Genomic DNA, 22,503 nt, shown 5'->3' with positions numbered 1-22,503 from the left:
GTATAAAGTGAATTCGATGCTGTCGAGTTGGCCGGTCCCTAGGGGGAAGTATGTATGGAAAGTAAAAAAAATGATATTTTACAGGCGGCCATTCGGCTGTTCTCCAGAAAAGGCTATTATTCAACATCTGTTGAAGAAATAGCCAAAGAAAGTGGGATGGCGAAAGCATCCTTCTATAAATATTTTCAAGGAAAAGAAGAACTTCCTCTAGAAATGTGTATCATTCTGGAAAATAACATTGAACAAGACATCCGGGCTCTCTACAGTAAACCTGATCTTTCTAAGCATGATAAACTGCACGGTTTTATTGTACTTTACTTGAAAAATCTCGTTGAAAACAAAGTGTATCTCATGATGGATCTTCCTGAGCCTTCCATACTTATTTTTCAGAATGAACAACTCAATTACGCATTCGAGAATCATGAATACAAATTGTACAGATGGGTTCGCGAGTGCCTGATTGATATTTTTGGTCCGAGCATTGAAGATCATGCATGGGATATGACCTTTGTACTTAAAAGCATTGTGTTTGAATATATCCGCTTCTTTGCCGATCGGATGAATGATGAAACGATTGAACATCTAACACAGTTTATTATCTTCTTATCCAGCTCCTTGGCAACCAGCCTGAACAATGCTGATTCAGCTCCACATTTATTCTGGAGCAAGCAAGGCTGGTTACCTGAAAGTGCTCTAAGTAATCCCTTTGACCAAGGCCGTCAAATTAACAGCCTTCTCCACTCCTTGGAAGACAGTATACTGCTGTCTTCGTGGAGTTCAGAGGAGAAACAAGAGTGTCAGCAAATCTACGCTCATTTAAAGGAAGAGGCTCTGAAATCGAACCCGCAAAAAGGCCTCCTGAAAGCCCTTTTTGCGTATTTGGAGCAGTACAAGGAACTGCAAAAGGTTTGTCGTTTACTTAAAAATTTATTGGACCATGCACCGATATCCGAGTAGTCACTCAGTATTCGGTACTTCGGTGCAAATTCATACTTAACAGCGAAACACATCAAAAAAAGACTGTTCATGCAAAGCATGAAACAGTCTTTTTGGGTTATTGTTTTTATTTTGATAATATACGAGGAATTACAGCCCCGCTTGTTCTTTTAGAATTTCAGCTTTATCTACGCTCTCCCATGGTACATCCAAATCTGTACGGCCAAAGTGACCGTAGGCAGCAGTTTGCTTATAAATTGGACGACGCAGATCCAACATGCGAATGATGCCTGTTGGGCGCAGATCAAAGTTATTTCGGATCAATTCAACTAGCTTCTCATCGCTTACTTTACCCGTACCGTATGTATCGACGTTAATCGAAACAGGCGTAGCTACACCAATGGCATAAGCAAGCTGAATTTCCACTTTGTCTGCCAATCCAGCTGCCACGAGGTTTTTCGCTACATAACGAGCAGCATAAGCAGCGGAACGGTCCACTTTGGTTGGATCTTTACCGGAGAATGCTCCCCCGCCGTGACGCGCATAACCACCATACGTATCCACAATAATTTTACGGCCTGTCAGACCTGCATCTCCTTGAGGGCCACCGATAACAAAGCGTCCTGTTGGATTAATGTAATATTTGGTTTGCTCATCCAGTAATTCGGCAGGAACAACTGGCAAAATAACCTTTTCTTTGATATCTGTTTGAATTTGCTCCAAAGTAGTATCCTCCGCATGCTGCGTAGAAACCACAATAGCATCAATACGAACAGGTTTACCATTTTCATACTCTACCGTTACTTGAGTTTTACCGTCTGGACGAAGATAATTCAGTGTTCCATCCTTACGCACTTCAGACAAGCGTCGTGCAATACGGTGAGACATAGCGATAGGCAAAGGCATCAACTCAGGTGTCTCGTTCGTAGCAAAACCAAACATCAATCCTTGATCCCCAGCCCCAATGTTTTCCGTTTCTTTATCTACTTCAGCAGGATCACGGCTTTCCAAGGCAGCATTAACCCCTTGAGCAATGTCCGGCGACTGTTCATTCAAAGAAGTCAATACAGCGCAAGTATTATAATCGAAACCGTATTTCGCACGTGTATAGCCAATTTCCTTAATCGTATTACGTACAATGGATGGAATATCCACGTATTCCGATTTGGAGCTGATTTCACCAATGACGAGAACGAGACCAGTAGCTACCGATACTTCACATGCTACCCGTGCATTAGGGTCATTAGCCAGAAAGGCGTCCAATACAGCATCGGATATCTGATCACAGATTTTATCCGGATGGCCTTCTGTTACAGACTCGGACGTGAACAAATGGCGGCCTTTTACAGACATGAATTTCAACCTCCCACAATTAAAATACATGAGGATTTATTAAAAAATCCTGACATGGCAATGGCATTATTCAGATACCTTCAAGCCAACAAATGGCGGAAGATATCTTGTTACCTTATTAATAAAAAATGAACCTTTTCCGGTAGGAAAAGGTTGCGTACAAGCCTCAAATGCCATGATATCCTATTTAAAACAAGGTGTCAATTCGTGCAGCCTAATTACAACATTCGAAATTGAGGTAAGTTTACATGCAAATCATTTTCGATTCACATGTAAATAACCCCAATTTATACGCTACTATATGTTAAAAAACTGTAGAAATTATTGCTATTTACAATGTACCAAATTCAGATAAGCTACGTTCAGCAGATTGTATCAGTCGCTTAGTAATTTCACCACCAACTGAACCGTTCTGTCTTGAAGTCAAATCACGCCATGCTACATTTTGGCCCCCCGCAAACTCCCCCAATTCTGCAGCAAATTCACTGTCAGCATTGGGATGTATATGAGTATATTGAGGATTATAAACTGGTAGCCCAAACTCAGCAGCGATTTCATACTTCAAATCATCTAACCTGGCACGGCTTTCGGGAATTAATCGTCTTTGACCTCTTGACGCCATCGTATACACCCTCCACTAAACATATTGTCTTTCATGGGGTTAGTGTGCAGCGATTAGGTTCAATTTAGCCAAGAACAATTTGCTATCCCAAGCAGTATTTAAGAAAAAGAGCCACCGAAAGCAACTTATATACAAAAACAGTTTACTGAACAGTATAACCGCCTCGTACCATAACGACCAGACCAAACTTCTGACCTTCTTTTACTTGAATACCTCTTCCTTCTCTAGGAAAGGATAATAAATGATTTTTTTCGACAGCCTGATTATGGACAATTTCCGTTCCAGAAGTAATATCAATAGCACCACTGGCATCCATACTATACACAACAGCATAACCATTACGTAAAATAAACTCTGACCCTGCTTTGGCAATCAGTTTTTGACCAGGCTTTACATCAACTACCTTTAAAGCCTCTGTCTGCTCTGGTGTGGAAGTTTTTCCTGCACCAGAAGCTCCTGACGCTGTTGTGTTAGAAGTAGCGTTTGTTGTTGGAGTAGTCGAACTAGTCGTTTTACTACTCGTATTACTTGCTGGTGTTCCACCTTTAATTGCCTGAGCAATTATTTGGTCAACATAGCTTTTGGTTACGACTGGATCATCAGCTGTGCCAGGTTGTCCAGAACTGGAGGCACCATTAACTGAATTGTTCATTAAGGAACCAGCAACAATTCCTCCACCAAGTAAAACAGCAGCCAACGATACTTTATAGCGTGATTTCATGAAGTCCTCCTACAGCAGGTTATTGCAAGTATAGTTAAGTTTTAATTATTGTGCGCTAGCTCCAGAAGAACCCTGCATAGCCCAAGGCTTATCAAAAGCCAACTTCAAAGTATCAATATTTGTAACTATATCTTCGGCCTGTTGCTCAGCAGTAGTGACTTTCAAATTAGCTTCATAAACCTGAAGCTCTGTCGCCAACCCAACATCAAATTGCTTCTTAGCCATATCAGCCGCACTTCTAGCACTCACCAAGCCAGCTTGAATCTGTGAATATTGGCTTTCCAATGCTTTGATGTTGTTATAGATTGTTCTTACTGCTTCTTCGAGTTGTCTCTTTGTACCCTCTGTTGCATACTGAGCTTTCTCAACATTAAGCTGTTCGGCTTCGTAAGGTGTGTTACCTGGCGTACTAAAATTGTAGAGCTTCAAGCTCAATTCAGCCAAATCCACTTTTTGCTCACTCAGCCAAATAGCCGTGCTGCTGGTAAGTACTTGGCTTACTTTAGTTTCCACATTATCTTTAAACTCAGAATAGACAGGCTTATCCTTCAATTCATAACGTTGCTCCGGTTTGTAGCCAATCACTTGGTTCAACGACACATAAGCACTATCCAGATCTTTTTTTGCTTTTTCTAAAGCAGCTTGATTTTGAGTCACCTGATTGGTTGCTTGTGTAACCTCATAATCACTCGACATTTGATTGTCTCTTTTAATTTGTGCAACTTTCAGCTTGCGCTCAGCATCTTCAATATTCAAAGCAGCCAGTTTAACGGCATTCTGCTTTTGAAGAAGCTTATTGTAAAGATCCTTCACATTGTACTCAATGCCTTCTTTGGTCATATCCAAGTTCTTTTTAGCAGCCTCATAATTAAGGTTCGTTTGAGCATAACCTTTGAAAGCCTTATCTTGACCTTCATCACCTGCTTCTGCTGGGACAAAGTCAATATTCTTGCCTGCTTCTTTCATTATTTTTCCAGCTTGATCGATATTGGTTGTAGCTGTTTTAACTGAAGTACTATCAGCTACAGCCAGTTTAACGGCATCATTATAGGTCAAAGAATCATTATAGTAGGTATCATAAGTAACTTGGGTCACAGGAGCTACGAGAGGCTTACTTGACAAACTATTGGTTTGATCGCCTGTAGTGCTACCACTAGCTTGATTGGAAATGGTTACTGTTCGTGTAGTCTGATCCCAATTTACTTTGGCGCCTAATGATTGGCTCACAAAACGTAAAGGAACGAGTACTTGACCCTTTTGAATTTGAGTTGCTGCATCGAGTTGTACAGGATTACTATTTTTATAAGCAAGCTTGGAACCAACATTCAAAGCCAATGTATCTTCATTTTTAGAAGCAGTTACTTTTTTAGCTTTGCTGTCCCAATCGACTTTCGCACCCAAGCTTTCAAAAACACCACGGAGAGGCACCAAGGTTGTATTTTGACTAACAACTGGGGACTGGGTATATTGCTGTGTTACACCGTTAATAATAACCTTTATATCACCTGGTTGAGCTCCTGCAAGACTGGCGAACGCAGAAGAAAGAACCAATGTGGACAGTACTGCCACTCCAAAACGTTTCATAATTTCTCTCCTTTGTCAATAAGACTAATAAAAGAAAAGGGCTCCAAAAGGAACCCTCTTCTCATCTAATTCAGTTAACTCAAAAGAGTTGCTCTTAAATTAGTTGTTGTTTTCAACAGTTACTGTTTTAGCAGTTGCATCATAGTTGATGGATGCATCCAGCGCTCTGCTCACCCAGAAGATAGGCAGTACAGTACGGTTTTTGTTAGTTACAGCTTTAACGTCCATACGAACCACAGAACCGTTAATAGTCAACAGGTTTGTGTTCAATTTGATTTGAGCAACGCGGTCACCTTTAATCAGGGTAACTGTGGAAGTTGCTTTGTCAAACAGGATGTTTTGTGGGGATACACCCAAAGCTTCAGCTGCATAACGTACTGGCAAGTAAGTGCGTCCGTTTTCAGCATAAGCAGCTACATCAGAAGTTTTACTTTCGCCGTTCACAGTGTAGGAAGTGCTTCCCAGTGTGAAGACAGCTTTAGTTTTAGTAGCACCTGGAGCTGGAGTTCCAACAGTTGCGATTGCTACTTCAGCAGCTGCAGTGTTGTTGTCTTTCCAGTTTTGAGTGTTGTCAGTTGCGCCTTTGTATGCAGTGTAGGAAACTGCGCTACCTTTCAGCTTAGCAACGATGTCGCCTTGAGCTACAGTACGGTCAACAGTCAGCTTAGGAGCCGAGATTGTGATTGTACTTGGAGTAGCACTTTCGCTGTCGATGTAGAAGCTCAGACGGCCTTTGTTGCTTTCGCCGTAAGTATCAGTAGATACGCTCTTCACTTTAACGTCACCAGCTGTAACTTTTACTTCTGGAGTAGAAGCAAAACGTACGCCTGTTGGCAATTCCAAGATTACTTCACGGCTACCGTCTTTCTTAACGAAAGCTTCTTTAGCAGCTTCAGTGATTGTGATATCGCCAACTTGTTGATCGCCCAGACCGATTGTCAGGGTTGGTTTGGAAGCAGCAGCCAGAGTAACTGCTTGTTTCACAGTTGCAACCTTAACAGTACCGCTCAGACCTTGGCTACCAGCAACATCAACGTTCAGATCGCCGGAGAAACCTGGTTGCGTAGCAACTTCAACGTTTTTCAGTTTCAAAGTACCAGCATCAGTTGTGCTGTTAGCGCTGTTGAAAGTCAATTTCAAAGTACGTTTGTCAGAGTCAGTATAGGAAACTTCTGCTCCGCCCAAACCGTTAGTGTTCTCCATAGAACCGGAGAAGTTGCTTCCTGGAGTATTGCTTTCAAAAGTTGACTGCCAACGAGCACCTTCAGGCAGACGCAAAGTTACAGTACGTCCTTTTACGAAAGAACCAGCAACAGTTTCTTTAATTGTTACATCACCAATTTTTTGCTCATCATGACCAGCAAGAATTGTTGTTGGAGTAGCAACGGAAACGCCACCACCGATTTGGCCATAGCTACCTACTACGAGGGAGCTAACATCAGTTGTTGCATTACCAGAGATACTAACTGTTACGTCGCCTTCTTTAGCACTGTTTTCATCATCAACATAGAATCCTACAGGCAATTGGAAAGAAGTTTGGTCGTCACTTACTTTTTTCAAAGACAGAGTAAGTGTATCGCCATCAGTGGAGTAATTCACATCTTCTGGCTTAATTGCTTTGTCTGTCTTGGAAGTATACAAAATAGTGGCTGGTGATTTAAGAGCGGAGTCCCATTTGAAACCGCTAGGCAATTTCAACTTAATGTTGTTGTTACCCAAAGAACCAGCTGTTTCTTCTTTAACTTTCAAAGTTGCAGTAAAGTTTTCTTCGCTGGAAACAGTATCAGCAGCGCTCAAAGATACTTGACCAGAAGACACTACGTTGGCAATTGTAACTTCACCGCTAGTCAAACCACTTGCAGAAGCAGCATCAATTGTTGCTTTTACCGGTCCATTACTTGGTCCAGTCACATTGATTTTACCAAAATTCAGGTAAACGTCGGAGGTATCTTTAGAGTCGTTATAATTGTTATCGAAAGATACTCTTACAGAATTACCAGTCAACTTTTCAACTTTAATCGGTTCAGCTGGGAATGGACTTTCTGCTTTAGATTTGTTATCTCCAGCTTCAAGATAAACACCCAAACCATAAGTTGCATCGTTAGCGGATGTAGTAACTTTTGGATCTGTAGCAAAGTTGAAACCTTTAGGCAATGTTACTGTAAAAGAAGCACCTTGTGCTAAGGAAGCTTGGCTAATAGAAATTCTTGCTCTACCAAGAGAAATAGGATCCTTAGTTGAACCAGAATTAATTGATGGAGTATTCAGAGATGAATAGCTAGAAGCCGCATGAATTGCAGTTGGTGCAGTCAATGCTGCGATTGGAGCCGCTACACCAGCAACCAATGTTGCTGTTGCCAGCACGTTGATCATTTTTTTATTAAACTTTGTCATAACCTTTTTTTCTCCTCCTTGAATATAACCAGAAATATTATTTTTGTCTTTTTGTCGGATCTTGTCACTCATCAGTCGTTACACCTCCTTTCCGAGCTTTATGAGAACCCTTATAAAATGATATCTGTGACAATATCACAGAAGCTTGGAATCTAGTTGAAAGAAAGCGTCCATTTATGACGTACTCCAGTATTATACAATGTGATAACAATGCAGTAAAGATTTTTTTTAGCGAATTTTGTCTTTACGCTTTTGTACCCCTTTGTTTCATACTCACCCAATTAGACGTAGCATGGGTTCAAAAAGTTGCGTCCGTTTCAAAAAAAAAAAAATTATTTTTTTGATTATGTATTCCGCTTTCCACAGTCATAATTATACTATTGAACCTGTTCCTCCGTCATCCTACAACTTTTACCTTCTCAACCTTAAATGTACAAGGATTATTTTCGTACATTTAAGTCGGTCTTTAATGGAGTATATTCGTTAAGAATTATCCATAGAATATATAAAGCACATATAGTCTATAGATTCTCTTGAAATCTAATACTCTAATACACTTTAAGTAGTAGGAATGACGGAGTAACAATGATTTACAGTAAATATAACCGAGACAAATTACTTCACTACATTAATCTTCGCGCCATCCGTAAGTAGACTAACACCCTTAACGACAACATTTTGTCCTTCAGCAAGCCCCTTGGTTACCTCAACCTGTTTGGCACTTTCCTGGCCTGTCTGCACTTCTACCCGCTTAGCAACAGTTCCCTCCACTACATAAGCATACTTCTTCCCTGCCTGCTCCGTAACGGCATCCTGCGATACCAAAATATTTTTAGGTGCTTCTGATTTCATGTATACAGTTACAACCATCCCTGATTTTAATTCACCAGAACCATTAGGGACTGAAATCTCCACAGCATATGCCTTAAGATCATTATCCATTACCGGATTGACAGCCGATACTTTGGCCTCAATTCGCTTATTTAACGAGTCCACGCCTACAGTTACAGATGAACCCACCTGCAACTTTAGAAGCTCAGCTTCAGAAACGTTAACTTTAGCAATAATAGGATTGGTATTCGCTATTGTAGCAACCGCAGATTGTGCACTAACCATTTGCCCCTGGGTTCCTGTTACTACTGATATTGTGCCAGAGATTGGAGCTTTAACTACAGCATCCACCAATTGACTACGAGCTGTGTCTAAACTGGACTTAGCCTGATTGACAGAAGCACGAGCTACGTCAATGCCCGTTTTCTGTTGTGCAAGACGTAATGATTTTTGAGCATTATTATATGTTGTTCGCGCACTTTCCTTAGACGTTTGTGCATTATGAAGTGTGATCTGTGCATTCTCCACCGCAGTTAAAGCCCTTCTATGCGCTATTTGAGACTGCTCTAACTCGGATTGAGAAAGAGCACCCGCACTAAACAGCTGTTGGTTGCGATTAAGCGTATTTTGAGCATCACGCACGGAACTCTGAGCATCTACCAGACTGGTCTGAGCTTGAGTGATCGTGTTGTCTTGCTGGACAAGCGCACTTTTGGCTTGATCCACGCTGGATTCTGCCTGCTGCACCGATTGCGCTGCACCTGACTCTGCCTGCTTTAAATTGGCCAGGGCAACCTGATACGACTCTTGGGATTGCTTAATGGAGTCCCGCAAGTCCTTTTGGTCTATAGTAAACAATGTGTCGCCTTTATTTACTTTTTGGCCCACTGTAAGGTTAATACTTTGAATTTTACCACTAATTTTCGGAGACACCTGAGCTGTCTCTTTGGGAGCAAAGCTTCCAATAATACCTGTTGAATCGTTAATACTACCTTTAGCCACTTTTGCTACTTGAACTGGAATGGCTTGCTGCGCCGTAGTTGGTGCGGCAGGGGCCTCTCCCCCACCGCAACCCGCTAATGCAACTGATAAAAGCAAAGTTGTAGCAATCAGAGCACTTTTTTTATTCATTATGTTTCTCCACCTCACCTTATATATGAACACTTTTTTGTAGTTTCGCTTCTTTTTTTAATTCTCTCTTCGCTTGTCTTTTTAATTTCCGATTCTTACGTTTTTGTATCATATTATCCATGATGACGTAGACTACCGGAATAAGAATCAATGTAATAACAGCTGCGAAGGATAACCCGAATACAACAACAACTGCCATCGGTGCTTGTGTTTCGTTACCCTCTCCTGTAGCGAATGCCATTGGGAGCAAAGCTAGTACAGTAGCCAGCGTGGTCATCAAAATCGGACGCAACCGCTCAGACGCTCCATGAATAATAGCTTCATCCCGATCTTGGCCGTCTTTTCGGAGCTGAATTATAAAGTCAATCATAACTATGGCATTGTTGACGACCAAACCGACGAGCATGATGTAACCCGTCAAAGCTGAAACGCTGAGACTCGCCCCGGTTACAGCTAAACCGATAAGCACACCAATTACCGTAGGTGGAACGGAAAACATAATAACAAACGGTGTGAGCAACGATTCGAACTGTCCTGCCATAACCATGTAAATGAGCACGACAGATAGTAAAATAGCTATCGCCAAGTTCGTAAAGGACTCCAGCATTTGTTCATTTTGTCCACCACCCGTATCTGCACTGTAGCCTTCAGGGAAGTGAGTACTCTTCAAAAGAGCATCTATTTTTTGATTAATAGCAAGAATATCCCCTGTTCCATCAATATCAGCTGTAATCTGCACTTGACGCGTTTGGTCTTCACGAGTAACAGTATCAGGTACAGTCCGTTTATCAATACTTACTACGGAAGACAAAGGTACATCAATACCTTGCGAAGTGGTGATCCGTAAGGCTTTTAGATTTGACAAATCATGACGGTTTTGCTCTGGCAACGATATCTTCACATCAATCTGATCTTCACCTGTACGATAGCTTGTGGCGACTGATCCATTAAAAGACGTATTCACTGCAGATAAGATTTGGGTCGCTGATAAGCCATATCGACTTGCAAGTTCCCGATTAACGGTAATCTCATATTCTTCGCGAACGGCACTCAAGGTACTTTTCACATTGACCGTACCCGGTATGTTTTTTACGTCCGCAACGAGATTGTCGGAGAGTTCTCTCAGGACGTCAATATCGTCACCTTTTAAGTTAATATTAACAGCCGCTCCGCTTGAAAGACCTGTTGTAGACGCCATTGTAATCTCTGCATCCGGAATGCTATCAAATTTTTTACGAAGGCCCTCAACTACACCATCTGTTGGCTGATGTCCATCCTTCAGCGTTACGCTTAGATCCGCCGAATTAGTTGGAGCTGCCCCTGAATAACCAGAATTGCCACCAGAACCAACAGTCACTGTCATTTTATCTAGATCCGGAACTTTCAAAATTTCTTTTTCTATATCTTGAACAACCTTTTCCGTTTCTTCCAAGACCGTTCCATTAGGAAGTTTCACGTTAATTGTGAATTCCCCAGTATCGGATGCTGGGATAAATTCAGCCTTAACAAAAGGAACTAGAGCCCCAGCTGCCACAAACATTAATAAAGTAATAATTAACACAGATTTTCTATGGTTAATTCCCCACTTCAGTATACGGCGATACCCACTCTTAAATTTCTCAAAGCCAATATTAAACCACACAATAGGGTTAACACCCTTATAAGTACCTGAAGAATAAATGGATTCATCTGGCACGGTAGGTAGCCAACGTGAGCCCAGCATCGGCACAATCATAAGGGATACAAGCAAGGCTGCAATGTGAGAGAAAATAACGGTTAACGCCAACGGTTTAAATAGAACTCCCGCAATTCCGTCAACAAAAACAACTGGTAAAAATACTACGATCTGCGCAAGTGCAGATGCCATAACGGCATTACCCACCTGCTTGGAGCCATCAATAGCCCCTTGTAGCATGCTTTTCCCTTCATGTCGCTGTCTAAAAATATTCTCAATAATAACAACAGCAAAATCGACAAAGGATCCTAACCCCAGAAGCAAACCGCTCAGTGAAATAATATTAATGGTTTGTCCGGTGAAATACATCATCATAAACGTAGCTACGAAGGAAATTGGAATAACGATAGTAGCAATAATGGTAGAACGTATACTATTCAAAAATAATAGCAACACAATAGCTGCGATAATAAGTCCCAATATAGCATGCTCTACTAATGAGTGTACGGAGTCGCTAATGGGTTTGGATGCATCTGTTACCATCTCCAATTGAGTTCCCGGAGGCAATTCCTTCCGTATCGAATCTAAACTATCCTTTACAGAATCGGCGATTGAAAGGGTATTCCCCCCTGTAGCTTTAGTAACAGAAATATTGATACTTGGCTTTCCGTTATAGGTAGAAATGGTTGTAACATCATCCAAGGAATCTTCAACTTTCGCGATGTCCTTTAGCTTAATGCTTCCCTTCCCTACTGGAATTGGCGTTTCACCCATTTCTGAAACAGCTTTGTATTCACCTTGAACCCGAAGTTGGATTTCTGTATTGCCTCGGTACACCGAACCAGCAGAACCCGCTACGTTATTAGACGATAGCGCTTGGCTGATTTGATCTAGCGTAATGCCATAGCTTTGAAGTTTGGCTTGATCTACGGTAATCTTCACAAGCCGAGCTTGCCCACCTGACATGTTGGCTGCAGCTACTCCCGCAATTCTTTCAAGCCGCGGCTCAATAATATCTTCAGCAATAGGCTTCAACTTGTTAATATCCTGGTCTCCTGTAAGAGAGAGCGTAATAACCGGCGTTGCGTTGAGATCCACCTTAAGGACACGTGGCGAATTAGCCGCCTTGGGAAGTGACCCTTTAACCCCATCAACTTTATCTCGCATGTCGAGGGTTGCTTGATTGATATCTACTCCCCAGTTAAATTGAATCATGACCATAGATGTTCCTTCTGAAGACTCGGACATGACTTTATCCACGTTCTCAATAGAAGCCAGACTTTTCTCAATAGGTTTAGTAACCAATTCCTCAACTTCTGTAGGCGTTGCATTTGGAATACTAGTCACCACTGCAGCGAATGGCAGCTTCATATCCGGCATTTGCTCTACAGGAAGTCTTAACGCAAAAATACCGCCCCCGATTAACAAAGCAATAATTAACATAAATACTGTTACAGGACGGCGTATTGAAAACTGAGACATCTCATCACTCCCCACTCACTTCTCTATGTAATATTTAAGCACACACATCCACTACTACGATGAAATAAGCGTAAGGTTTCAGATAAATGCGCAAAAAAAACATATAAAAAAATAATAAACACATTTTGAGATAAAAGCTTAAAAAAAAGCAATTAATTACAGACGTTTAAGCTAAATCCAAAATAAAAAACGTTGTAAGGCTAATCCAAAGTTCTTACCTCATTGATATTATGGCATAGGCCCTTAATTCCAGTCAAATAGCTGATTTATAAAAAACATCCCTCTCATGTATATGAAAGGGAATTTCCATTTCGCATGGAGGGATGTTTAATAAATTCAGGTGTTTTGTTGATTAGATTTTAGGAAGCAGTTTTTTATCAGCCATAACTTTAGCTACAATAATCGCTGCATCTCCGCGCAAGGTCAAGGAAGTAGGATTAAACATATATCCTTTTTTCAGATCACTTGCATCCACAGGTGACCCTGTGATAAAGCCCTTCTTGGCGATAGCCAATATAGATGCCTGCGCATAGTAATCAATTTTGTCCGCATCTTTAAAGGTTTTAGACAAATTCTTCATGATCTTGTCATGATCTGTTTCAAGCTTCAAATTCAATGCCTTGGCAATAATGACTGCTGCATCTTGACGCGTGATTACATCTTCCGGCATAAAGATTCTTGGTTGTGAACCTTTGACAATACCGGCACGCGCAGCTGTTTCAATATAACGATAATCGTATAGAGCATCTGCTGATATCGTATTTGGAATAGACACGTCGTCGAAATGCTTCGCTCCACTGAAATTAAGCGGAATTTGCAGACCTTTGACAATCATAGACGTGAATTCGCCTCTTTTAATGTAGCTGTCAGGTCCAAAGCTATTAATTGGATCCATTGGGTTCATGACACCTTTGGCCAAGATAGCCTCAATGTAATCTCTAGCGTATTTGTGCTTAATGACATCACTATACGTTTCTCCAACCTTAGCAACTACATAGTAGCCAAAACGATCAAACGGTACCTTAATGGTATGTTTTTTCGGATCCACCACACCACCAATGTTCTGCCAATCCTTAAGATCAGAATCGAAATAGAACACTGTCATTTGTTTCCCTGCATCCTGAGCAATACTGCTATCATACGTCAGCGTCAATGTAGCACGCTTGGATGGTACTAACTCGTTAGATGGGTCGCGCCAGTAGAAGTTTTTGATCTTGCTACTGTCATTTTGCGACTTGTTAGCCAATTGATAAGGATCAGCACCATAAGTTACCGGATCGTAACCATCCGTTTTAATGTCATCTGCTGTACCTGGATCAATCCAGAATACCGGACTCGACATATTAAAGCGGGCCGGAAAATCTCTGTTGAAGTATCTACTTCCATCTGCAATCAAGCTCTGCATATCGGACAATGCTTTTTCAGTTTCAAATTCATGACGGTCAACCACACCATCTTCGCTATTTGCTATTGCAAAGTACAAATTGTGACCAGAGAATACCTGGTTTTTGAACTGTTGCGGTTGATCGTAGTCCCGACGAATCAGACTCGTTCCCTTTGCAAAAGCAAGTGTAAGATTACCATCGAACACTTTGTGCGATGTTTTCATCGCTTCCATGTACTGCTCGCCAGGGATATTAGTAGGCACATATTTAACAGTAATGGTCTGTTTCAGTTTTTCTTTGCCTACAGTAACCACTACATCAATTTTATTATCTTTGTTGGCTTTTAGACCTGTAACGATGGCTTTGTAAGTTGATGGATAATCAATGGTGCCATCATAATCAGAGTCGAAACCCTCTTGAACTGCTGTTTCTTTACCTACCGTAACACTATCTGCATTACCTGCATTTACAACAACTTGCACAAAGTTTTGATTCACGATTCTCTTTTCAGGGAGCGGACGCAAAATATCAAAAGATGTGGATTGACCGGATACTTGCAGTCGGAAAGTAGCAAATGGTCCGCTCTTACCGCTATTGTACAAGGTAATGTTATAAGCTATTGGTGTTCCATCTTGCGAAATAGTTTGGTTTTTCAACACAAAGCTGAAATACTTTTTGTCTGGATGGTAGTACACAAGCAGGTCTTTTAAATCTTTATTTGTAAATTTATCTGTAGTAGAACCGGAATTGTATGTTGTCTTAGCATCTTCTGCTGAGAAAAACTCGTTACTCAGTGTCCAGTTGACTTCACTGTCATCCGATCCCTTAATCTCCAAAATATATTGATCTTTATTAGCAATATCACTTAACGAACCATTTACCTGATCTGCTTTACCCAAATCAGCAATACTGAAAGTACCAAATACATTGATATTTTTCAGAGATGTATTGTAGTTGGTGTCATCCACTTTAGTGAAATTAGCATCTTTTGATTTCGGAGCAATTTCGCTATATTTCGGCGTATTACTCAAGCCGCTAACTGGTGTAAAAGGGATGATTCCTTGTGTGTTGGGAACAGGAATTACTGGAATATTCGTCTGTGTAAAGTTTACTTTTACCGTATTGCTATACTCAATACCTGGCTTGTATACAAACTTGATTTCATTATTCCCGTTCGCCAAGGCATTGGCTGCGGCTGTGTCCGAGGAAGCAGCAAGCTTGAAGTCCGCACCTGAACCATCCAAATCAACCAATACATTATTAATATACAGGAAGACATTTCGGTTACTTCCAGTGTAATGAATATCTGCTGCATTGCTCACATCAAGCAATTTACCTTTAAAGTAGCCCAGTTGAGTCAATTTATAGGTATTCAAGTTTGAGCTGGATGTATTCAACGGAATTTGTTGCCCATCATAAATCGTATCGTATTTCATGAACGGACCCTGCAACAGATTCACCGTTGCTTTAATTAACTTGGTCGAGTCACCATTCAGATAAAAATTCAGTACATTTTGTCCTTCTTTAGGCAAAGTGTCTACATAAGCAACAATTTTCTTCACTTGCGTTGACTTACCATTGATTGTACGAATTACATCTTGAGCTGGCCCTACAGTATGAACCGATACTCCAGAAAGCTCACTAATTGAAGAAGGTGCGCCATTAACAACGATAAACTCCATACCTACAGGTACAGATGCAGCATCTGTAGTCTTGTTCTTCATAGAGCTACCTGTTAATTTCATAGCTTCATCTAGGGCAGCTGCCTGATCAGACCCGCTTCCTTTAGTTCTGTTCAACAATTGAGTATTAAAATCAGGAAGATAGTTAACATCATCAATATACGGCTGAGTGCTGCTGCGCAATGTAAATTGGACAGCCGATGGAGCTGGAGGTGTACTGCTATCCGTATAAGTTATGCCCAGGGATGCTCTGGTCAAATGATCAAGTACAGCTTCCGAAGGTACAGTCACCTGAAATGGATATACTTTATAACCATTTGAAGTAACTACATTTGCAGTATCAATTGTGGCATCAACCCCAGTCGCACTACCCACAGCACTACCATTGTTACTCACATCGGTAAAACGTGCATTGATTGTGGCCACTCCTGGATCGGTTGCACCGCCTGGCACCAAAACATTACCTTTTAAAACCACACCACTTGTAGACGATACGGTAAAGTCAGGCGAAGTGGCCAAATCAGCAGAAACATTCCCATCCTTATTCAGGGTCAAATCAGAAAATTCCGGTTTACCCGTATAAATCGTAATTTCACGTGTAACTGTAAGAGCCTGAGTTCCGTTATTCACTTTAATGGTCACTATATTTTTACCCGGACTCAGTACAACACTACCCGTTAGTTTATAGCCAGTGTAAGAGTTAACTGTATACGTATTACTGCTTTTTGCAGACGTGAGCGTTACACTGTCAGCATTAGGAGCCGTACCTTGAATGACTACTTTCACATCATCCGTACCGCTATTGCGTGCGTCTGTCAGCACCGCTGTCTGATTCTCAAGCAATTGCTCGGTTTCACCATTCAACGTAGCAGATAGATCATAAAGCTTAGGCCCATCCTGATACTCAATGTAAATGGAGTCCTTCATATCAGCCGAATTTTGGCTACTTTGAAATGTAATCCGGTTCAAACCAGGAAACAGTTTAATGTCTGTAACTTTAAGCGTAGAGCCACTGACTGTAATTCCGCCTTTTTGACTCTCGTTCTTATTAACCACGTTAAGGTTTGTTCCATTTTTAGAGAGTTGGAATACACTATAAGATATAGTACTTCCGTTCACTCCGTTAATCGTACCATTAACTGTAACTCGGTCAGTGTTTACCATTCTAGCCGAATCCACATCATATTTTTCACTTGGAAAAATAAAATAAGTTCCCGTCGCAGCATGAGCCGTACCTACCAGGGCCGCCGGCACCAAGCCAATGATGAGACCAACCGTCAGCAACATGGATAGCAATCGTTTCAAATCATTGTCCTCCTTTGATTCTGTCGCACCTTGGGGTACGTAATCATTCAATACTTTTTTTATCGGTAGTAAACATACAAAAAATTAGTAAATTCTCAAAAAAGGAGGGAGTTTTTTTACAGTAAACATCAAAAAAGCCTTCAAACCCGCGGTATACCGCCAAGCTTGAAGGCTTACTTTTAAATTAAAATTATAATTTCGAACGCGTTTGGGAATCTGGCTTAGCCAGCAAGCGAATCAGTGTGTTTATAACTGGGCGTTTGGTTTTGCCAACAAGACCAATAACCTCTGCACCAATCTGTAGGAAGAACATCATAATACAAATCACGACAAAGGTGACCCAGTTCGCTTCATTAAGCGCAGCAGACGATTGAATCACGGCCAATACACCGAAAAATGCCGCAATACCGTAGATAATCAACACCGTCTGTCTGTGACTGAAACCTAGTTCGCGTAAGCAGTGATGCAAATGACCTTTATCCGGAGAGAAAATCGGTTTTTTCTGCAACTTGCGACGAATGATAGCAAAGAATGTATCTGACAAAGGTACACCGATAATAATCAATGGCGTAATAAAAGATACGATAGCAATTTGCTTGAAACCAAGCATGGATAGCATGGCCAGACAGAAACCTAAAAATAATGACCCTGTATCACCCATAAATATTTTCGCAGGATGAAAGTTGAAAAATAAGAATCCGATAATACTGCCCAGCAGTACAAGACAAAGCATAGCTACCATGTAATTGCCCATCAATACCGACATTACAAAGATAGTCCCAATCGCAATTCCTGAGACACCTGCAGCCAGTCCATCCAGACCGTCAATCAAATTGATGGCATTCGTTACACCTACGATCCAGAAAATCGTAAGCGGAATGGAAATCCAGCTTTCCAAAGATGAGTATGCATCCTGAAAAGGTACATTTACAAAATCTACACGAATATCAAAAGCAAACACGACCATACACGCAACGGCAATTTGAGCCAAAAATTTCAATTTTGCATTGAGATCAAAACGATCATCGAGAGCACCAATCAGTGTAATCAGCGTGCCGCCAATCAGAAAGGCTGCGATAAAGTTAATATCCCGAGAGGACAGCATTCCGTCAGGCACAAAAGGTAACACCGCCAATAAGGACAACAGAAATGCCAAGAAAATCCCCAGTCCGCCAAGACGCGGCATAATTCGGGTATGTACTTTTCGGGCATTCGGTACATCGACGGCTCCAACCTTCACAGCGAATTTCTTGACGAGCGGTGTCAGTAACAGCGCAAGTCCCAGTGCCATGATGAACCCAATAATATAGATCAATAACATTTGATCATTCGACCCCCAATTTTAAAGCAATCCCTTTTCAGATGTAACCGCATTGAATTATACTCTGATCAAAAATAAATACCAAGCTTCATATTCTGGCAAATTAGCGGGTTTTGAAGGCAGATTCAAGCTATTTATCACACTTTTGTGACGTTTTCTTTTTCGCGCATCACTTTCGCGGCGAATTTCGGCAGCGCAAGCATTCTTTTGTATCGGCTTGGCTCTTTGAGGAGTCTATATAACCATTCAGCCCGTAGCTTTTGGAACAATTTAGGTGCGCGTTTGGTTCTGCCTGATATAACATCGAAGCTACCGCCAACCCCCATCATCACCGGTACACCCAGTTGTTCCTTATATTTACCAATCCAGGGTTCCTGTGTGTCCGCTCCACGTGCTACAAACAACAAATCGGGATTTGCTTCACGAATGGCTGCAATCACCGCTTCATCCTCTTTAGGTCCAAAAAAGCCATCACGCTTGCCACAAACCGTAACCCGGGGATAAAGCTCATGTACCCGCTTCGCGGTCGCTTGAATCACCTCAGATGTTGATCCCAGTAAATAAACCTTCCAATGATATTTTTCTCCAGCTGCAAGTAATTCATGTAACAAGTCAAAGCCCGCTACCCGCTCAGGTACAGGATGTCCTACATAGTTTGCAGCCCAGACCACGCCAGTCCCATCTGGAACAATCAACTCTGCCTTTTTCATCACATTCATGTACACTGGATCTTCCAATGCAGCCATTACCATAATCGGATTGGCAGTGATCACTTGATGGGGCTGGCGAGACTCCACTGCTTGAATTAATACATTTAATGTATCTTTCATATTAAGCCTTGATACCGGAACACCGAAAATCGGGACGGTAGGCACATTCGTAACCTTATGAACTGTCACTGTATCCATCATCCTTTGCGACACAAGTAATTAACGATATGCTGTGCCGGTAAGCGAGCCTCACTTTTTAACAAAGCAATGGCCGCTCCCTGGCTCTCGATCCATTGACTTCGCTGATCCAGCAACCGCATAGACTCATTAGCCAGCTTTTGTCCATCCAGTGCCTCTGTAGTGCCTACAGGCTGGCTACCGACACGGCTGAGGAAATGATCAATTTTGGGATCGTAGGATATCCCCAACGGAGGCACTTGGTGGGATGCTGCATAGATCAAGCTGTGTAATCGCATCCCGATCATCAAACTGCAACGACTGACTTCCAAAAGCATCTGTTGAGGATCGGTGACTTGATCGCACATGCTGACAAGGCTTCCCGTCCCCCTAATATCCCCCAACAAATCCATTACCATCCTTGAAGCCTGCTCGTCATCAGGCAGATGGAAAGGTAAAAAGCGTAAGTGTACATGGCGCTCAGCAGCTAATTTTTTCAAGCCGTCCGCAATAGCCGTTAAATCGCGACGCTCCTTATCCCAGTAACGTACAGATACACCAACGATCGGAAGTTTATCCTTATCCGTTTCAGTTGCTGCTTTATGCAGCTCGGAACCCGAGGGCAATGGAAGCCCCATTACCGGATCAGGAACAACTTCGACAACCGGGTTCTTTAGTTTCATAGTACCCAGTAGTGCGGCAGACTGCTCATCTCTTACAGAAACATATTCACAGTGCTGAAACACAGAACGGATCATAGGATAAAATATCTTCCGTTGTACCGGACCAATGCCCTGAGCATATACAAACGTCGGTTTTCCAGCCCATTGGGCCAGTTTCAGAATCGCCAGATAATACGGAATACTTTTAGGGCTTGTTGCATCCTGGAGCAAACTCCCGCCGCCACTTATTAGCCCATCGCTGTTTTTAATCGCTCTACGAACTTCCCCCAGACTCATCCGTGGTACAGCTTCTACTCCGTACATTTTCTGTGTCCAAGCGGGGTCAGAAGACAGAACAACAGGCTTGATTGTAATCCCCGCCTGACGACTCTCCTCCTCTAAAGCTGTCAAAATCGACTTAAGCACGGCCTCATCTCCACTATTGTTAAAGCCGTAATAACCCGAGATGATTATCGTTTGAGCTGTGGTGACCATTTCTTCCAACACCCTTCCAGCACTTGCCACACGACAATTGCGATGATTCCCAGCACCAGGCCCAAGCCCAATCCTAACAGCCCGCGACTAAGCGACAATGCCGCTGGAGAGTGAATGTGAGCAAAGGTATCCACCATAGAGGCTTGACCAATAGCAGCTATAATCAACAAATAGATTGCTTTGCGATATTTCAAAGCCAGGAATGCCCCTGCAATAAACAGTGGGTGAGCCATCAAAAATTCCTTATTGCGCGGACGTACACCAAACGCATTTTCAAGGAAGTTCCGGAATACCAACTCCGTGTTCGACACTGTACCCGCATTTCCGGTACGAGTCAAATAGTAATAACCTGCGGCTGCGATAACAGCCAGTGCGATAACCCACAATACAGTAATCGGCGTACGTAGCAGCTTGGAAATTTCCTCCCGTATAGAAACGCCACGATAAAAGAAAATATATATCGCTGCCAAGAAGATGGGCAGAATGTGAAGCAAGCTTACACCTCTAAATTGATTCAGCACAAGGCTGTAGGCAATACTGTTCAACAGCGCAATAACGAAAGGCACCGCAGCCAGCGACAAAATCGCCGTCTGCACGTACAGTATTAACGTTTGAATCAAACGCTGACCTACAGAAAGTTCAGCACCCTGTTCACGTTTAATTCTAATCGTACGCACAGCGATGATCATTGCAACCGTAGGTCCGCTAATCGCTGCGAGTAGGGCCAGGCCTTGCTCCATCAAGCTAGAGTTCAAAACATAAAGTCCTGCTGAACCTACCAAGCCAAGTGCAAATGCCAGCAAAGTCAATGCCGGGACGAAATAGGACACCATAATGGAGAAGAATGCCAGTGCACCTAGTACGACAATCATTTTCAGATAGCGCTGAATGGACGAATCGACGACTTGGAACGGTTCAGCCTGTCCGAGTTCAAACCCCTTTTTCTCCATCCGTTGTACAGCGTTACCCGGCTTGTCCAAGCTGTGGATTAGGTTATCTACCGAATCCTTCACCTTGGCTTCAGCAATACTACGGCTAGGCGCGGTATTCAGATACAACATGCGAATATTACGGTCCTTGGTGGCCAATGCAAAACGATCGGCCAACGTTTCAACATCGAGCGTTGAATCTTTATCGCTCAATGAGTATAAACGCACAACGTTATAGTGGATATCGTAAGCGAGCTTATTGAAGCCTGCTTGCGGTTTTTTTAAGTTTTCGATAGCAGCTAGGCCAATATCGTATTTGTTCAGCAATTTAGCAAATGCCGCTAAGCTATGCTCTTTCTCGTTATCGGTGAAGCCTTTGACTGAATCACCTTCAAACAAAATGCGTTTTACACCATTTTGCTGAAAGGAAGCAAGCATCTCTTCCGTCAACTCCTGGTTGTAAGGAAGACTGTCGCTCATCCGTGGAACAATAAAAAATCCTTTGCTCCGAAGCTGCTTCATCGCAATCGGGTCAGGCTGCATGGGCTTGAGATACGCATCCTCTGGAGATGTTTCCACAACTAACCCTTCCTGTCCCTGGTAAGTCCAAGGTTTTACATTGATGCCCAGGCTTGTAAACGTACGTAAAATTAACGGCTTTAATGCCTCGGCATTTTCTTTGTCAGCGAAAACAATATACGTAAAATTCTCATTTGCAGGTGAAAGCCGTTTTTCCATATCGGCAACGTTCTGAGTCGTATAGGTTACGACGCGACCCGCTTTACGGAAATCATCCAACGTACTTTCATACATCGCCATGCTGTTCACACCCGCTTGCTGTAAGCGGTCAAGTTGCTCATTCAGATAGTCCTGCGGGTGAGCCTGATACGAGGCTGCCTCTGTCAAATCCCGATAATCGAATACAATCTCTACTTTTTTACTCGAGGTTTCTGTCTTCATACGATCGGCGATGACTGGAATGGAAGCCAGCAAGCCGACAGCCACCAAAATCCATAACCATTTTCGAGAAGCCGTATTCCAATACTGCCATTTCTGATACACCAAAGAACCTCCTTAATATTCGGGATTTTGCAAAATTCAATGCTGC

Annotated in this window: 13 protein-coding genes; 1 reads left to right on the top strand and 12 read right to left on the bottom strand. The window is 42.2% G+C overall.

What is annotated here, in order from left to right; translation table 11 throughout:
- Positions 1 to 54: 54 nt before the first annotated feature.
- Positions 55 to 957, top strand: coding sequence for a TetR/AcrR family transcriptional regulator (locus ACL9RM_RS02700; protein ID WP_061831634.1), 903 nt, complete (start codon positions 55 to 57; stop codon positions 955 to 957).
- Between the two features lie 129 nt (positions 958 to 1,086).
- Here ACL9RM_RS02700 and metK read toward each other — a convergent pair whose 3' ends face one another.
- From metK to ACL9RM_RS02640, 12 genes are all read right to left on the bottom strand, one after another.
- On the bottom strand, positions 1,087 to 2,289 hold the full coding sequence (metK, locus tag ACL9RM_RS02695) for a methionine adenosyltransferase (RefSeq protein ID WP_250266812.1): 1,203 nt from the start codon (positions 2,287 to 2,289) through the stop codon (positions 1,087 to 1,089).
- 331 nt (positions 2,290 to 2,620) lie between these two features.
- Complete coding sequence (locus ACL9RM_RS02690; protein WP_061831635.1) at positions 2,621 to 2,911, bottom strand: alpha/beta-type small acid-soluble spore protein; 291 nt, start codon at positions 2,909 to 2,911, stop codon at positions 2,621 to 2,623.
- Positions 2,912 to 3,053: 142 nt separating this feature from the next.
- Positions 3,054 to 3,632 (bottom strand): hypothetical protein, encoded by a 579-nt coding sequence (locus tag ACL9RM_RS02685; protein WP_250266813.1) that lies wholly within the window; start codon positions 3,630 to 3,632, stop codon positions 3,054 to 3,056.
- A 45-nt stretch (positions 3,633 to 3,677) separates the two neighbouring features.
- The gene (locus tag ACL9RM_RS02680) at positions 3,678 to 5,216 is read right to left on the bottom strand and encodes a stalk domain-containing protein (RefSeq protein WP_250266814.1); all 1,539 of its coding nucleotides are present in this window, start codon (positions 5,214 to 5,216) and stop codon (positions 3,678 to 3,680) included.
- A 99-nt stretch (positions 5,217 to 5,315) separates the two neighbouring features.
- Positions 5,316 to 7,682, bottom strand: coding sequence for a copper amine oxidase N-terminal domain-containing protein (locus tag ACL9RM_RS02675; RefSeq protein WP_250266815.1), 2,367 nt, complete (start codon positions 7,680 to 7,682; stop codon positions 5,316 to 5,318).
- 543 nt (positions 7,683 to 8,225) lie between these two features.
- Positions 8,226 to 9,572 carry an efflux RND transporter periplasmic adaptor subunit gene (locus tag ACL9RM_RS02670; RefSeq protein WP_250266816.1) on the bottom strand — a complete coding sequence of 449 codons (1,347 nt, stop codon included), beginning with the start codon at positions 9,570 to 9,572 and terminating at the stop codon, positions 8,226 to 8,228.
- A 19-nt stretch (positions 9,573 to 9,591) separates the two neighbouring features.
- Positions 9,592 to 12,729: an efflux RND transporter permease subunit gene (locus ACL9RM_RS02665; protein ID WP_250266817.1), complete on the bottom strand. Its 3,138-nt coding sequence runs from the start codon at positions 12,727 to 12,729 to the stop codon at positions 9,592 to 9,594.
- A gap of 352 nt (positions 12,730 to 13,081) precedes the next feature.
- Complete coding sequence (locus ACL9RM_RS02660; protein ID WP_250266818.1) at positions 13,082 to 17,101, bottom strand: S-layer homology domain-containing protein; 4,020 nt, start codon at positions 17,099 to 17,101, stop codon at positions 13,082 to 13,084.
- 190 nt (positions 17,102 to 17,291) lie between these two features.
- Positions 17,292 to 18,422 carry a glycosyltransferase family 4 protein gene (locus ACL9RM_RS02655; protein WP_013312307.1) on the bottom strand — a complete coding sequence of 377 codons (1,131 nt, stop codon included), beginning with the start codon at positions 18,420 to 18,422 and terminating at the stop codon, positions 17,292 to 17,294.
- 137 nt (positions 18,423 to 18,559) lie between these two features.
- Entirely contained in the window at positions 18,560 to 19,321 is a 762-nt protein-coding gene (locus ACL9RM_RS02650; protein ID WP_250266819.1) for a WecB/TagA/CpsF family glycosyltransferase, read from the bottom strand.
- Between the two features lie 8 nt (positions 19,322 to 19,329).
- Positions 19,330 to 20,466, bottom strand: coding sequence for a polysaccharide pyruvyl transferase CsaB (gene csaB, locus ACL9RM_RS02645; RefSeq protein ID WP_250266820.1), 1,137 nt, complete (start codon positions 20,464 to 20,466; stop codon positions 19,330 to 19,332).
- Positions 20,442 to 22,457, bottom strand: coding sequence for a DUF5693 family protein (locus ACL9RM_RS02640; RefSeq protein WP_250266821.1), 2,016 nt, complete (start codon positions 22,455 to 22,457; stop codon positions 20,442 to 20,444). The genes csaB and ACL9RM_RS02640 overlap by 25 nt, the downstream gene beginning before the upstream one ends.
- Between the last annotated feature and the right edge of the window lie 46 nt (positions 22,458 to 22,503).

Source organism: Paenibacillus sp. S29, assembly GCF_049319765.1.
GTDB lineage: Bacteria > Bacillota > Bacilli > Paenibacillales > Paenibacillaceae > Paenibacillus > Paenibacillus polymyxa_B.
Note: the sequence above shows the minus strand (reverse complement) of the source record. Positions and strands in the feature narration are given on the sequence as shown.